Below are 13709 nucleotides of genomic sequence, written 5' to 3'. Positions count from 1 at the left end.
GCTCAGCCCCGCCCGGTGCACTCCGGGCCCCCGGACCCGGTAGGAGGACCCGCCCCATGACCTCGACCCGCCCCGGCCCCGACTGGCTCGCCGATGCCGTCCTCTACCAGATCTACCCGCAGACCTTCGCCGACTCCGACGGCGACGGCATCGGCGACTTCGCCGGCATCACGGAGCACCTCGACCACCTCGCCTGGCTCGGCGTCGACACGGTCTGGCTCAACCCGTGCTTCGCCTCGCCGTTCCGCGACGCCGGGTACGACGTCAGCGACTACTTCACGCCCGCCCCGCGCTACGGCCGCACCGAGGACCTGGTCGCGCTGGTCGAGGCCGCCCGCCGCCGGGGCATCCGGATCCTGCTGGACCTGGTCGCCGGGCACACCTCCGACCGCCACCCCTGGTTCCTGGCCGCCGCCCAGGACCCGTCCGACCACCGCTACGTCTGGGCCGACCGCCCGGTGGACGGCTTCGTCGCCTCGCCGGGCAGCCGCCCCGGCTGGTACCGGCCGAACTTCTTCGACTGCCAGCCGGCGCTCAACTTCGGCTACGCGCGCAGCAGTTCCGAGGAACCCTGGCGCCAGTCGGTGGATGCCGAAGGGCCGCGCGCCAACCGGGCCGCGCTGCGCGACATCATGGCGCACTGGCTCGGCCTCGGCGTCTGCGGCTTCCGGGTGGACATGGCGTACTCCCTGGTCAAGGACGACCCGGGCAAGGCCGAGACCGCCAAGCTCTGGACCGAACTGCGCGACTGGCTGGACCGCAGCCACCCCGAGGCCGCCCTGCTCGCCGAATGGGGCGACCCGGCCGCCGCCGTCGCGGCCGGTTTCCACGCGGACTTCTTCCTGCACTTCGGCGGCGCCGACCATGGGCTGCCGCTGCGGTCGCTGTGGCAGAACAACGGCGGGACGGTGGAGGAGTTCTGGCAGCAGGAATCCTGCTACTTCGAGGCCGAGGGCCGGGGCACCCCGCAGCCCTTCCTGGACGCCTGGCGCTCCGCCGCCCAACTCGCCGACGGCAGCGGACACATCGTGCTGCCCACCGCCAACCACGACTTCTCGCGGCTGGCCGCCGGTTCGCGCACCGCCGAACAACTCGCCCCCGCCTTCGCCTTCCTGCTCACCTGGCCGACCCTCCCGGCGGTCTACTACGGCGACGAGATCGGCATGCGCTACCTGCCCGGCCTGCCGGACACGGAGGGCAGCGTGCTCGGCCCCCGCTTCAACCGGGCCGGCTCGCGCACCCCGATGCAGTGGACGCCCGGCCCCTCGGCAGGCTTCTCCAGCGCGCCGCCCGAGCGGCTGTACCTGCCGGTGGACCCGGACCCGCACCGCCCGGACGTGCTCTCCCAGCGCGCCGACCCGACCTCGCTGCTGCACACGGTGCGGCGGCTGATCGCCCTGCGCCGCGCGCACCCGGGGCTGGGCTCCGGCGGCGGGGTGGAGGTCCGGCATGCCGGGTACCCGCTGGTGTACACCCGGGACGGGCGGTACCTGGTGGCGGTCAACCCGCGCCGGGAGCCGGTGGCCGTACGGCTGGACCACGGGGGCGTCCGGCCGCTGGAGGTCCAGGGCGTGCGGGTGGCGGACGGGGAGCTGCGGGCGGACGGGTTCGGGTACGGGGTGTTCGAGCTGGGGTGAGCGCGGGGCGAGACGCCACCGGGCTGGGGTGAGCGCGGGGCGCGCAGGGCCGCCGGGCCGGGGGGCGGGTGGAAGGCCGGCGGTCGGGGTCGGCTTCCGATCACGGTCGGATAGTTGTAAACTCCATCCATAGATGGTTGCATTTACCACCTGAATTGGTGGTACCTGCCACCTTCCCGATCGAACGCGCCACCACGGAGGACGGTACGAACGCCATGAGCACACCCCGGAACCCCGCCGCAGCGCCCACCCTGGGGCACTCGCTCAAGCACCTCGCCGTCCACCTGATCACCCCGCTGCTGATGTGCCTCGGCATGGCGCTCGCCTACCAGGGCGCCTTCCACCAGCCCGAACCGCACCACCTCAAGGTCGCCGTCGTCGGCGCCACACCGCAGGCGCACGGGCTGGCGCGGGCGATTCAGGACAAGGCCGGGGACGCCCTCGACGTCCGCACCGTCGACGACCGCGCCACCGCCGAGCACCAGTTGCGCGACCGCGGCCTGGTCGGCGCCTTCGTCCCGGATGTCAGGAGCCCCGAACTGATCGTGGCCAAGGGCAACTCCGACACCTCGGTGGTGGCCGCCACGGCGGTGTTCACCAACGTCACCGACAAGCAGGGCGTGCCCCTGCACGTCACCGACCTGACCACCCCCGCCAAGGGCGACCCGACCGGCCAGGGCCTGTTCTTCCTGCTGGTCGCGCTGAGCATCGGCTCGTACGCGAGCGTGGCGGTGATCGGCGCCGCCGGGGCCGCGCTGAGCATGCGGGTCCGGGCGCTGGTCGGGGTGGCGGTCTCGCTGCTGGTCAGCCTGATCGGGATCGTCACCGCCGGACCCGTCTTCCACGTCGTCGACCACGACCACGCGGCGGTCTGGGCGCTCGGCTGGCTCTACTCGGCGGGCATCGTGCTGATCGGCATCGGCCTGCACAGCTTCCTGAAGAAGTGGACCACGCTGACGATGATGGTCCTCTTCGTCATGCTCAACTTCACCTCCTCCGGCGGCATCTACCGGCCCGAACTGCAGAACGGCTTCTTCGGGAGCCTGCACGGCTTCTGGACCGGAGCCGGCTTCCAGGAGGGCGCGCGCAGCATCCTGTACTTCGACGGCGGCGCCGGCCTCGGCGGTCACGTGGTGACCCTCCTGGTCTGGCTGCTCCTCGGCGGCGCGGCCCTGGTCGCCGCGGCGAGGTACGAGGGCCGCGGGCGCCGTCCCGTGGAGACGCCGGTGGAGGCCGAGGAGGAGATGGAGGAGGCGGTCGCGGTCTGACCGCCCGCTCGGAAGGCTTCACCCGGTGCCAGGGGCATCGGCGCCGGGTGAGGATCGACGGCCCGCGCCCGGCCCTGGACAAGCCGGACGCGGGCCGAAACGCGTCCCTTGGGCAGGGGTCGACCAATGGTTCGGAGCTAGCGGTACCGCTCCTTCCGGGTGGGCGGCACGGTGAAGCAGCAGTCCCCGCAGAGCCCGGCGCCCGGGCCGACCCGGTAGTAGAGGCAGCAGCTGTGCCGCCGGAAGGCCGTACCGCGCGGCCCCACGCGCAGCGTGCCGGACCCGGCCAGCGGCGGGCGGTCCAGCAGCTCGGCGGCCAACGCCCGTGCGCCATGCGGCGCGTGGGCGTCCAGCACCCGCAGCGTACCGGCCAGTGCGGAGGCGGCGTTGCCGAGCAGCAGGCGCGGCGAGAGCGGGACGGCGGCGCGGACGGCTGCCGCCAGAGGCTCCAACTGGCCGAGCAGGACGGCCTCGTGGAGCTGGTCGACGAGAGCAGCGGGGCGGGGGCCGGCGTGCGGGTCGGGACCGGGACCGGCATCAGCATCGGCATCGGGCCGGACCGGCTGCGGTGGCGTCCACAGGTCCAGCGGGCCCTGGTCCGGGATGCGCGCCCAGGCGCGTTCCAGCGTCGGCACCGCCCCCAGCAGGACGGCCGAGCCGAGGCCCACCGACCAGAAGCGGGCGGCCAGTCCCAGGTGCAGGACCGAGGCGGCGACCCGGAGTTCGGTGGTGCCGAGCCGCTGCGCCACGACCCGCAGCCGCGCGGCCAGCGGCGCGTCCGGCCCGGTGTCGAAGAGCTCGGACAGCGGTCGGAAGCCGGCGGGCGGGGTCGCGTCCGGGGACGTGTCCAGCGCGAAGTACGGGCCGACGGCGGCGAGTCGGCCGTAGTCGGGCGGGGGCGGACCGGGAGCCGGGTCCGGAGGATCGGGCGTGGGGCCGAGCGGTTCGGGTGCGGGGTTCAACGGCCCTCCCCTGTGCGGCCGTTGAACCCCGCACCTGGATCGGATGGCCCGGGTGCGGTCGGGCGGGCGGGCGACATCGGGCCTCCAGGTTGTCCGGCTGTGCGGGTCGGCGGCGGCGCGCGTACCCGTCCGGCGACCCGGGAAGGCCCTGGTCGGGCGGGCGTCAGCCGCGCACGGTGAAGTCGCCACCGGTCGTGCGGATGAACGGTACCGCCCCCTGGCAGTCCGCCACCGGCTGCCCCAGCGCCCCCCAGACCCAGCCGATCCGGTCCCCGTGCCGACCGTCGTCCTCCACCGAGAGCGAGACCCTCTGACCGGTCATCTCCAGACCGGGGAACCACGGCGCCTCGCCCTTGGTGATCACGCCGGTGGCGATCGCCTCCCGGCCGCCGACGCCCAGGCAGGTGATGTCCCCCTCGAAGTCGGCGACCAGCCGGCCGTCGGTGTGGACGTGGCGGACGTGGAAGTGCCCGCGGGCGCCGCCCGGGTCGGTGTTGGCGGCGGCATGGGCGTCCAGCGTGATCCGGACCGCGTCGCCCGCGAAGTCGCGGAACGCGGAGGTGAGGACGGTGTCACCACTGCCGCGCACGCTCACCGCCCCGCCCTGTTCTGCGGCGGAGGCCGACGCCGCGGTGGCAGCTGTCGCGGGTGCGGGTGCGGGTGCGGGTGCGGCCGAGGCGGGTACGGCTGTGGCTGGGGCGGCCGTCGCGGCGAGCAGGAGCAGCGAGGCCACGGTGATGGCGAGCCGACGGTTCATGACGGTTCAGTCCTCCTTCGGGGGCGGTGGTTCCGACGGCAACGAGTCTGCTGCCGCCCGCGCGGGGGAACCTCCCGCTGGGGAGGGGAGTTCACGGCCGGCGGGCTCCTTCCCGAGGAGGAGGCCGCCTCCCTCGGAAGAGCTGCCCGGCAGGCTCGGCCGGCGTCGCTTCCAGGCCGCGCAGTTCGTCGTCCGAGCCGGAGTCCGGCAGGTCGAAGTAGGCCTGGTAGGCGCCGTAGCCGACCGGGCCGTTGCCCTTCTCGTTCTCGTGGTTGCCGGCCGTGGGCATCCAGGGGCGGTGGCGGGCCGAGCGGGTGTTGTTCTCGAACCAGTCGGACCAGGTGCGGACCCGGTCGGTGGCGATGTTGGCGTAGCAGAGGTCGCCGTTGAGCAGGCGGAACAGCGGGGCGATCCGTTCGACCCCGGCGGTGGTGTCGCCGGCGGCGGGGCTGCCCAGGTTGTCGTTGACGTACCCGTTGGCCGTCTTCCTGCCGAGGGTGGGGGTGCCCTGGTCGCCGAAGCTGGTGAAGGTGAAGGCGGTGCGGCCGCGCGGGGCGGTGCGCACGGTGCCCAGCTCGGGGGTGGCGCCGTCGTGGACGGCGGCGTAGACGTAGTCCGTGTCGGGGTGCAGGCCGGTCAGCCGGGCGTGGTGGGCTTGGACCTCGGCGCCGGAGGCGGCGTCCCGGTAGGTGCGGGTCGCCGCCTGGGTGGTCCGGCCGAAGCCGCCGTTCGAAGTGCCGTACACCACCCGGGGGTTGGCGACGGACCGGGTGGTGTGCCAGGAGACGACCACCTCACGCGAGGCGTCCGAGCCGAACTGGAGGTGCAGGCCGCCCACCCGCGGAGCGCCGGAGCGTCCGGGCTGCTGCCACAGCAGCGGCGAGGGCGGGGCAGCGGCGGCGGGGGTGTCGGCGAGGCCGGAGAGGGACACGGCACCGCCGAGGCCGAGACCGGTGGCGCCGGCCAGGAGCCCGCGCCGGCTGACGGAAAGACGTCCACGGGAAGCGTTCATGGCGGCAGCTCACCGAACGGAGGTGAACCGCGCCGGGGTCGTGCCAGGGCATCGACGTGAACTTTCCCGCCGGTCGGCGACGCCGTAAGGAACGCCACGGCGACGCCGTACCGAACCGCCGGCCGGCCGGTGTGGACCAGGCCGCCCCGGGGAACAGCGTGTCCACGGAGTCGAGGGGATGCTCCGTGGACACGCGGAACCTACGAGGTGGGGGTGGCCTCCGGACTTGACGTCCTCCGGCCGGTAGTTCGATCGTCGACCGAGGTAGAGAATCAGCGGCAGACCATGATCCGTCTCGATCTGTCGCCACTGCCTCCTGCGGTCGAACTTCCTTCAGCTACCTCGCAGGTCCACTTCCCATCATGCGCCTCGTACGCGGCGCGCACCAGGGGTGAGCGGTATGAATTCGGGCAATTTTCGTAATTCGGAGCCGTGGTAGATCGGTCAGGGCCGCGGCCAGCCGTCCACGAAGTCCAGCGTCCGGTGGTACGGCCCGTCGGGCCCGGTGCTCCGGTAGTCCTCGGTGCTGCTGCCGGTCCGGACGGTGCGGTCGCCGTCGTGCCGCTGGGCGGTGGGCCGCAGGGTGTGGTCGACGGTCGAGCGTTCGGTGACGTGGGCGCCGGTGGCCGTGGTGGCGTCGCGGTGGTAACCGAGGTCCATGGCGGTGGTCTGGTCGGTGTTGCCGGCCGCGTCGTGGCTCACCTTGTAGGTGACGTCCAGTGGTTCGCCCTCGTGGACGGTGGTGGTGCGGTGCGGTCCGCCGCCCCAGGTGGCGGTGGTGCGGGTGAGGTCGGCGCCGTTGTGCAGGGCCATGTCGTTGCCGCTGTCGCGCAGTTGCTGGGCGGAGCTGAAGGCGAGGTCGTCGCGGACCTCGGTGGTGATCCGGCCGTGGGAGGTCTGCACCCAGCCCCGGGCGAGGTCGTGCCGGGCGGCGGTGACCGTCCAGTCCCCGCTGCCGCCGCCGTGGTCGGCGAGTTGCGTGGTCACGGCGGCCTCGGGGGCGACCCGGTGCTCGGTGAGCTGCCCGGTGGTTCGGGCGGCGCCGTGGTCGGTCTCGGCGAAGAGGTTGACCTGGCCGGTCCAGCCGTCGTTGCTCTGCGCCTCGGTCGCGTTCACCGCGACGCCGACGGTGTGCGGGCGGCCGTCGAGCAGCAGACCGACGTACGGGGTGAGGTCGAGCCGGTAGGCGGGCAGGTCGAAGGCGAAGATGCCGGGGACGGGCCGCCAGAGCAGCGGATCCCACCCGCCGGTGTAGATCACCGGGTACGGCCAGACGGCACCGGCCACCCGGCCGTCCACGGTGAGCCGCAGCTCGCGGAACGGGCCCTTGCCGCAGGCGCCGAGGCCGGGGTTGGCCGCGACGAAGGCGTCCGGCGCGGAGGCGTAGGCGAACTCCTCGCAGGCGCCGCCGCCCCGGGTGTAGACCTCGGCCGTGAGGCGTTCGAGGTTCTGCGGGAAGGTGAGTTCGCGCCCGGCGGTGGGTGCGGCCTGGGTGAGCGAGAACGGTCCGGTGGTGAGCAGCCGGTCGGCGGTGCGGGCGGCCGGCCAGCGGTCGTTCGTGGTGTGGAAGGTCAGGCTCGCGCTGATCGTGAAGACGCCGGTGTAGGTGGCGTCGGTGACGTTGGCGAGGTCGAAGGAGAACTCCTGCGGGCCGGCCGCGAACAGCGGGGCGTAGCGGGTGACGTCGTGCTCGACGTTCCACGCGATGCCGTCCTTGGACGGCTCCGGGGTGGAGGACAGCAGTACCTGGACGCCGCCGACGCGGACGCTGAACATCCGGTCGAACTGCCGCCCGGCGACCTGCCCGTGCAGGTCCAGGGTCACCGCTGACCACGGCCCCGCGCAGTCGGCGGGCGGGGTGAGGGTGGCGCTGTACGGGGTGTCGGGCGGGCTGCCGTACCCGTTGCGGAACTCGCGCTCGTGCATCACCTCGACGGTGCAGGAGCGGGTGTCCGGCCGGGTGAGGGGCTTGGTGGCGGTGACCGGGTCGTGGTAGTCGGTGCCGAAGTCGGCGTGGGCGGGGCCGGCGGCGGTGAGGGTGCCGGCGAGGGAGAGGACGGCGGCGCCGAACAATCCGGCGGCGCGGCGGAGCAGCGGGCGCAGGGCCAAGACGGATCCCGGGGTCGGGCGGCCCGTGGGGTTGCCGCGGGCCGGAGGGATGATCCGGCATCCTTCCGGCGGTGGCATGCCAGCGTCAAGGGTGCTGGTCGAGGTCCTGCTGCGGCGCTTCGAGCGCCGCCGCCTCCTGCCGGATCAGGTCGCGCAGGGTGGCCAGCCGGGGCCGGACGTCGTCCACCCGCCACTGCATCTCCAGCGGCAGGGTGGCCCGCCCCTCCAGCCGTACGGTGGCCACGTCCTCGGTGAGGTGGCCGGTCATCGAACCGGGCACGAGGGAGAAGGCGCGGTTGCGGGCGAGCAGGTAGAGCCGCGAGCCGACGATCCGTGGCGGGCTGACCAGGATCGGCGGGTCGACGCCGCGGTCCCCGCAGAGGCCGAGCACGTGGTCGTAGTAGCGGGGGTGCTGTTCGCGCGGCCACAGCAGCAGGGGCAGGTCGCGCAGTTCGGTCAGGCGCAGGCCGGCGCGGCCGGCCAGCGGGTGGTCCCGGCCGAGCGCGACCAGGACCGGCTCGTCGGCGATCCGCTCCAGCCGGTAGCCGTCCACCTCGTCCAGGAACCGGCCGAGGCCGATGTCGGCCAGCTCGGCGGCCAGGGTGGTGGAGACCTGGCCGGTGTCCACGGCCTGCTCGACGGTGTCGAGCTCGGGCAGCTCCTGCTCGGCCCGGCTGACCACGGCGGGCAGCAGCCGGTTCACCACGCTCGGCGAGGCGACGATCCGGGCCGTGCCCAGCCGGGCCTCCTCGTGCAGCCGGACCCGGGCCAGCAGCGCCTCGGCCTGGCCGAGCAGTCGCGCGCTCTCGGCGGCCATCACCTCGCCCGCCCCGGTCAGGGCGACGGAGCGGCGGCTGCGGTCGAACAGCTCGACGCCGACGGTCCGCTCCAGCCGGGCGACCTCCTGGCTGACCGTCGGCTGCGAGATGTGCAGCCGCTCGGCGGCCCGTCCGAAGTGCAGCGTCCCGGCCACGGTCAGGAAGACCTCCAGCTGACGCAAGGTGAAACCCATGGTCGCCAGGGTAGGGGAGGGGTGAACGAACCAATAGGTGACGGCCTATCGGTAGCCCCAGGACTCATTCTGGATCCCGATGTGAACCGTCCCTACGCTGAGCACCACGTTGCCCCGCCGCAGTGGCATCTCACAGAGAGTTCGCGACATGACCGGACTTCCGACCAGCACCCCCAGCACGCCCGTCGGCGCCGCGGCCCCCGCCAGCCCCGCCGTACCCGCCGGCCGCACCGTACCCGCCGTCCGCGTCACCGAGGAGGTCGCGCGGGCCCTCGCCGCCGGCCGGCCCGTGGTCGCCCTGGAATCCACCATCTTCACCCACGGCTTGCCGCGCCCCCGCAACCTCGCCGTCGCGCTGGAGGCGGAGGAGCGGCTGCGGGAGGCGGGCGTCGTTCCGGCGACCATCGGCGTGCACGCCGGGGTGCCCACGGTCGGTCTGAGCACCGAGCAGATCACCGAACTCGCCGCCATCGACGGCCTGGACAAGGTCAGCCTGCGGGACCTGCCGGTGGTCGCCGCGCTCGGCCGCCACGGCGGCACCACCGTCGCGGCGACCGCCTTCCTCGCCCACCGCGCCGGCATCCGGGTCTTCGCCACCGGCGGCCTCGGCGGCGTCCACTTCGGGGCCTCCGAGAGCTTCGACGAGTCGGCCGACCTGACCACCCTGGCCGCCACCCCGGTCACCGTGATCAGCGCCGGCGTGAAGTCGATCCTCGACATCCGGGCCACCCTGGAGCGCTTCGAGACTCTCAACATCCCGGTCATCGGCTACCGCACCCGCAAGTACCCGGGCTTCTACGTCACCGACTCCGGCCACGAGATCAACTTCAGCGTCGACTCGCCCGAGGAGGCCGCCAAGGTCATCGATGCCCGCGACCGGCTCGACCTGCCGCAGGCCGTCCTGATCGCCAACCCGGTCGATCCGGCCAAGCAGCTGCCGCCGGAGGAACTGGACGGCATCCTGACCCGCGCCTGGGCCGAGGCCGAGCGCCAGGGCATCACCGGCAACGCCTCGACGCCGTTCCTGCTGGACCACATCCAGCGCGACACCGACGGCCGCAGCCTGGAGGTCAACGTCGAGGTCTACCGGGGCAACGTCCGCCTCGGCGGCGAGATCGCGACGGCCCTGGCCGCGTCGGGCGCGTCGGCTGCGTCGGCTGCGTCGGCTGCGTCGGCTGCGTCGACCGCCGAGACCGGGGCCTGAGCCGTGCTCGGGGTGCTCGGCGACCTCGTCGAGGACGTCGTGGTCTGGGTCGACGGCCCGCTGCGCCACGGCACCGACACCGGCGCCCGGGTCTTCCGGCGGCGCGGCGGCAGCGCGGCCAACGTCGCCCGCTTCGCCGCCGGGCAGTACCCGGCCCGCTTCCTCGGCTGCGTCGGCGAGGACGCGGCCGGAGACGGCGTGGTCGCCGAACTGGGCGGCCACGGCGTCGACGTGCGGGTGTCCCGGCGCGGCCGGACCGGCAGCATCGTCGTGCTGATCGACCAGGACGGCGAGCGGACCATGCTGCCCGACCGGGGCGCCGCCACCCTGCTGGAACGCGTCCCGGACGAATGGCTGGCCGGCCTGACCCACCTGCACGTCCCGGCCTACTCCTTCGACGGCGAGCCGGTCGGCGCCACCTCGGTGGACGCGCTCGTCCGGGCCCGCCGGGCGGCCGCCACCACCTCGGTGGACGCCTCCTCGACCGGCATGCTGCAGCAGTTCGGACGGGGCCGCTTCCTCGCCCTGCTGGCCGAGTTGGCGCCGACCTTCGTGTTCGCCAACCGCTCCGAGTCCGCCTTCCTAGGGCTGCTGGTGGACGGCCTGCCCGGGCCGGAGCGCGCCCGGCTGGCGGCCACCACGGTGGTCACCAAGGCGGGCGCCGAGGCCACCACCGTCGACGCGCCCGGCGAGGGGCTGTTCACGGTGCCGGTGCCGCCGGTGGCGCAGGTGCGCGACCTCACCGGGGCGGGGGACGCCTTCGCGGCGGGGTTCCTGGCCGGGTTCCTGGAAACCGGCGACCTGCGGCTGGCGACCGGGCGCGGGCACCGCAGCGCCTCCCGGGTGCTGGCCTCGCCGGGGGCGTCCTGCGGGGAGGAGTGACGGTCGACAGGGGTGCGGTCGCGAGGGTGCGGGTGCGCGTGCGGGTGCGTTGGCGCCAGTGTGTCAGCGCAGCGCGTCCTTGCGGAGGAACCGCTTCAGCCGTTGCCACGTCCAGGTGTTGACCACGTCCTCGGCGGTGAGCCAGCCGCGCTGCGCCGTGCCGATGCCGTAGCGCGGGTAGGCCAGGTGCGGGGTCGCGTGGGCGTCGCTGTCGATGCTGAAGCGGACGCCGTGGCGCTTGGCCCGCAGGATGTCCTCGTCGCGCAGGTCGAGCCGCTGCGGCGAGCTGTTGACCTCGATCGCGGTGCCGGTGCGCGCGGCGGCCTCGAACACCGCGTCCAGGTCGACGTCGATCGGGCCGCGGCTGCCGATCCGGCGGGTGGTGAGATGGCCGATGACGTGCACGTACGGGTTCTCGCAGGCGCGGATCAGCCGGCGGGTCTGGGCGGCGCGGTCGAGGGTGAAGTGCGAGTGCACGGAGGCCACGCAGACGTCGAAGCCGGCCAGGAACTCGGGCGGCCAGTCCACGCCGCCGTCCGGGTCGATGTTCAGCTCGGTGCCGTGCAGCAGGCGCAACTTCTTGTGGCGGTCGGCGAGTTGCCGCAGCCGCTCGCGCTGGGCGAGGATCTTCTCGTCGGTCATCCGCTGCATCACCAGGTTCGGCGCGTGGTCGGTGACGGCGAAGTAGGAGTAGCCGCGGGCGGCCGCGGTGTCGATCATCTCCTCCAGGGTGGCCAGCCCGTCGGTCAGGTCGGTGTGCGTGTGCAGATCCCCGCGCAGGTCGGACTCCTGGACCAGGTCCGGGAGTTCACCGTTCAGCGCGGCCTCGATCTCGCCCCGGTCCTCGCGCAGTGGCGGCGGGATCCACGGCAGGCCGAGCGCCGCGTACACCTCGTCCTCGGTCTGCGAGACCACCTTGGCGCCGCCGTCCACCTCGAACAGCCCGTACTCGGAGAGCTTCAGCCCGGCCCGGACCGCCCGCGTACGCAGCTTGATGTTGTGCGCCTTCGACCCGGTGAAGTAGACCAGCGCCGCGCCCCAGTCCTCCTCCGGGACGACCCGCAGGTCCACCTGGACGCCCCGGGTGGTGCGCACCGAGGTCTTGGTCGTCCCGCTCGCGATCACCTCGGCCACGTAAGGGAGTTCGGTGAGCGCGGCCATCAGCGGGGCGGAGTCCTCGGCGGTCGCGAGCACGTCGATGTCGCCCACCGTCTCGCGCATCCGGCGCAGCGAACCCGCGTACGCGCAGCGGGTGCAGCCGGGGACGGCGGACAGTGCGGCGACCAACTGGTCGGCCAACTCGGTCGCGGTGTCCAGCAGGGTGCGGCCGCCGGACTGCCGCATCAGCTCGATGCCGTGCAGGATCTTCTCGCCGCTGCGTTCGCCGAACCCCGCCACGCCGGACAGCTTCTCGGCGCGGACCGCCTCGGCGAGCTCGTCCACGGAGGCGATGCCGAGGTCGCGGTACAGGGCGAGGGCGCGCTTGGGGCCGACGCTGGGGACGGCCATGATCTCCCGGACACCCGCCGGGATCTTGGCGCGCAGGGCGTCCAGGGCGGCGATCCTGCCGGTGGACAGGTACTCGGCGATCTTCTCGGCGGTGGACTTCCCTACGCCGGGGATCTGCTGCAGGCCCTTGACGTCCAGGCCGGCCAGGTCCTCGGGGTGGCCGCCGACCGCGCGGGCGGACTTCTCGTAGGCGCGGGCCCGGAAGGCGTCCCCGCCGGTGATGTTGATCAGATCGGCGTACTCCTGGAGCAGCTCACTGACCTGGTCGTTGAGCCTGGGCATGGGGCAAGTCTAGGTTCGGCTGGGCGGGTTCGCCGGGCGGGCGGACGGCGCTGCCTCGTCCCGTGGGGGTTTGCCCGTGTCCTGTCGGGGTTTGCCGGTGTCTCGTCTGGGTTTGGTGCGCTCCGTCGGGGGTTTGCCCGCGTCGGTGCGTCGTCAGTCGTAGGCGATGGTCAGCAGCAGGACCACGGTCAGCCCGCCGCCCGGGGTGGATTCGACCGCGAGCCGGCCGCCCGCCGCCAGCACCAGACTGTGCAGGGCCGGCCCGACCGGGCCGTCGACCCGCACACCCGCGAGCAACCCCTCGCGCGCCTCCGGCAGCTCGTCGCCGCCCCGGTCGGAGATCCGGATCTCCACCCGTCCGCCGTTCCGCCCGCCGCGCCGCCTGACGTCCCGACCGCCGACCCGTGCGAAGTCCGGGCCCGGTGCCGCGACCTCCCGTCCGGAGGGCCGCCGTGCGGACGCGCCGCCCGCCACCTCGGCCCGTACCAGCACCCGGCCGCCCAGCGGGCTGCGCCGGATCGCGTGGTCGACCAACCCGGCGACGGCCGCCTCCAGCCGTCGGGCGTCCCCGGTCACCACCGGCAGACCGGGCGCCAGCCGGACCGTGACGGCCTCCGCGCGGCCGCCGCCGCGCACCACCCGGCGGACCACGTCGGCCACCTGGACGTGCCGGGCCATCGGCTCGCACCCCTCCTGCCGACCGGTCCACCGCAGCCGTTCCAGCTCCGTGCGGGTGAGCACCCTCGGCGCGGCCATGGTGCCGGACGGGAACGGGCCGACGCCCTCCTCGGCCCCGACGGCCACCAGTTCACCCGCGCGCCCGGACCCGCTTCGGCGGCCCGTGCCGCCGGCGGCACGGGCCGCGCCCAGCGCCCGGGCTCCCGACGCGACGAAGCCCCAGAGCCTGCGTGCCATCGCCCTGCCCCTCGTACCTCACCGGCGGCCGTCATCGGTTCGCGGCCGGCCGTGGCGGGCCGCTTCCCGGGCCCTCCTGACAGCCTGCGCCTCGCCCGCCCGGGTGACAATCCCGCCCCGGGACGCGAACCGGGCCCGAGCCCCCGCCGAGCGGCCGGCC

General features: G+C 74.0%; 11 protein-coding genes. 4 read left to right on the top strand and 7 right to left on the bottom strand.

The annotated features are described in order from the left end of the window. Nucleotides 1-56: 56 nt before the first annotated feature. Together AC0B61_RS21805 and AC0B61_RS21800 are read left to right on the top strand one after the other, a co-directional pair. Nucleotides 57-1637 carry an alpha-amylase family glycosyl hydrolase gene (locus AC0B61_RS21805; RefSeq protein WP_471742369.1) on the top strand — a complete coding sequence of 527 codons (1581 nt, stop codon included), beginning with the start codon at nucleotides 57-59 and terminating at the stop codon, nucleotides 1635-1637. A gap of 215 nt (nucleotides 1638-1852) precedes the next feature. Then, nucleotides 1853-2905, top strand: a complete 1053-nt coding sequence (locus AC0B61_RS21800; RefSeq protein ID WP_471742368.1) for an ABC transporter permease — start codon at nucleotides 1853-1855, stop codon at nucleotides 2903-2905. A gap of 137 nt (nucleotides 2906-3042) precedes the next feature. Here AC0B61_RS21800 and AC0B61_RS21795 read toward each other — a convergent pair whose 3' ends face one another. The 5 genes from AC0B61_RS21795 to AC0B61_RS21775 all read right to left on the bottom strand — a co-directional run bounded on the left by AC0B61_RS21795 (nucleotide 3043) and on the right by AC0B61_RS21775 (nucleotide 8757). Further along, a complete protein-coding gene (locus tag AC0B61_RS21795) occupies nucleotides 3043-3867 on the bottom strand; it encodes a (2Fe-2S)-binding protein (RefSeq protein ID WP_471742367.1) in 825 nt (274 codons plus the stop codon). A gap of 163 nt (nucleotides 3868-4030) precedes the next feature. Then, a complete protein-coding gene (locus AC0B61_RS21790) occupies nucleotides 4031-4624 on the bottom strand; it encodes a hypothetical protein (RefSeq protein ID WP_471742366.1) in 594 nt (197 codons plus the stop codon). 91 nt (nucleotides 4625-4715) lie between these two features. Beyond that, on the bottom strand, nucleotides 4716-5636 hold the full coding sequence (locus tag AC0B61_RS21785) for a fibronectin type III domain-containing protein (RefSeq protein ID WP_471742365.1): 921 nt from the start codon (nucleotides 5634-5636) through the stop codon (nucleotides 4716-4718). Nucleotides 5637-6080: 444 nt separating this feature from the next. Beyond that, complete coding sequence (locus AC0B61_RS21780; RefSeq protein ID WP_471742364.1) at nucleotides 6081-7745, bottom strand: peptide-N4-asparagine amidase; 1665 nt, start codon at nucleotides 7743-7745, stop codon at nucleotides 6081-6083. Nucleotides 7746-7830: 85 nt separating this feature from the next. After that, complete coding sequence (locus AC0B61_RS21775) at nucleotides 7831-8757, bottom strand: LysR family transcriptional regulator (RefSeq protein ID WP_471742363.1); 927 nt, start codon at nucleotides 8755-8757, stop codon at nucleotides 7831-7833. Between the two features lie 148 nt (nucleotides 8758-8905). Here AC0B61_RS21775 and AC0B61_RS21770 point away from each other — a divergent pair, with 148 nt between their 5' ends. Further along, nucleotides 8906-9961 (top strand): pseudouridine-5'-phosphate glycosidase, encoded by a 1056-nt coding sequence (locus AC0B61_RS21770; RefSeq protein ID WP_471742362.1) that lies wholly within the window; start codon nucleotides 8906-8908, stop codon nucleotides 9959-9961. A gap of 3 nt (nucleotides 9962-9964) precedes the next feature. Continuing rightward, nucleotides 9965-10843: a carbohydrate kinase family protein gene (locus AC0B61_RS21765; RefSeq protein WP_471742361.1), complete on the top strand. Its 879-nt coding sequence runs from the start codon at nucleotides 9965-9967 to the stop codon at nucleotides 10841-10843. A gap of 63 nt (nucleotides 10844-10906) precedes the next feature. Here the strand turns inward: AC0B61_RS21765 and polX are convergent, their stop codons facing one another. After that, on the bottom strand, nucleotides 10907-12634 hold the full coding sequence (polX, locus tag AC0B61_RS21760) for a DNA polymerase/3'-5' exonuclease PolX (protein WP_471742360.1): 1728 nt from the start codon (nucleotides 12632-12634) through the stop codon (nucleotides 10907-10909). A 153-nt stretch (nucleotides 12635-12787) separates the two neighbouring features. Then, the gene (locus tag AC0B61_RS21755) at nucleotides 12788-13549 is read right to left on the bottom strand and encodes a histidine kinase (RefSeq protein ID WP_471742359.1); all 762 of its coding nucleotides are present in this window, start codon (nucleotides 13547-13549) and stop codon (nucleotides 12788-12790) included. Nucleotides 13550-13709: the final 160 nt, after the last annotated feature.

It is taken from the genome of Kitasatospora sp. NPDC023385 (genome assembly GCF_055664045.1).
Note: the sequence above shows the minus strand (reverse complement) of the source record. Positions and strands in the feature narration are given on the sequence as shown.

Coding starts and splice junctions, on each gene's coding strand:
- polX (WP_471742360.1), bottom strand. CDS start 12,634: ATGCCCAGGCTCAACGACCAGGTCAGTGAGCTGCTCCAGGAGTACGCC.
- AC0B61_RS21775 (WP_471742363.1), bottom strand. CDS start 8,757: ATGGGTTTCACCTTGCGTCAGCTGGAGGTCTTCCTGACCGTGGCCGGG.
- AC0B61_RS21790 (WP_471742366.1), bottom strand. CDS start 4,624: ATGAACCGTCGGCTCGCCATCACCGTGGCCTCGCTGCTCCTGCTCGCC.
- AC0B61_RS21805 (WP_471742369.1), top strand. CDS start 57: ATGACCTCGACCCGCCCCGGCCCCGACTGGCTCGCCGATGCCGTCCTC.
- AC0B61_RS21755 (WP_471742359.1), bottom strand. CDS start 13,549: ATGGCACGCAGGCTCTGGGGCTTCGTCGCGTCGGGAGCCCGGGCGCTG.
- AC0B61_RS21770 (WP_471742362.1), top strand. CDS start 8,906: ATGACCGGACTTCCGACCAGCACCCCCAGCACGCCCGTCGGCGCCGCG.
- AC0B61_RS21800 (WP_471742368.1), top strand. CDS start 1,853: ATGAGCACACCCCGGAACCCCGCCGCAGCGCCCACCCTGGGGCACTCG.
- AC0B61_RS21785 (WP_471742365.1), bottom strand. CDS start 5,636: ATGAACGCTTCCCGTGGACGTCTTTCCGTCAGCCGGCGCGGGCTCCTG.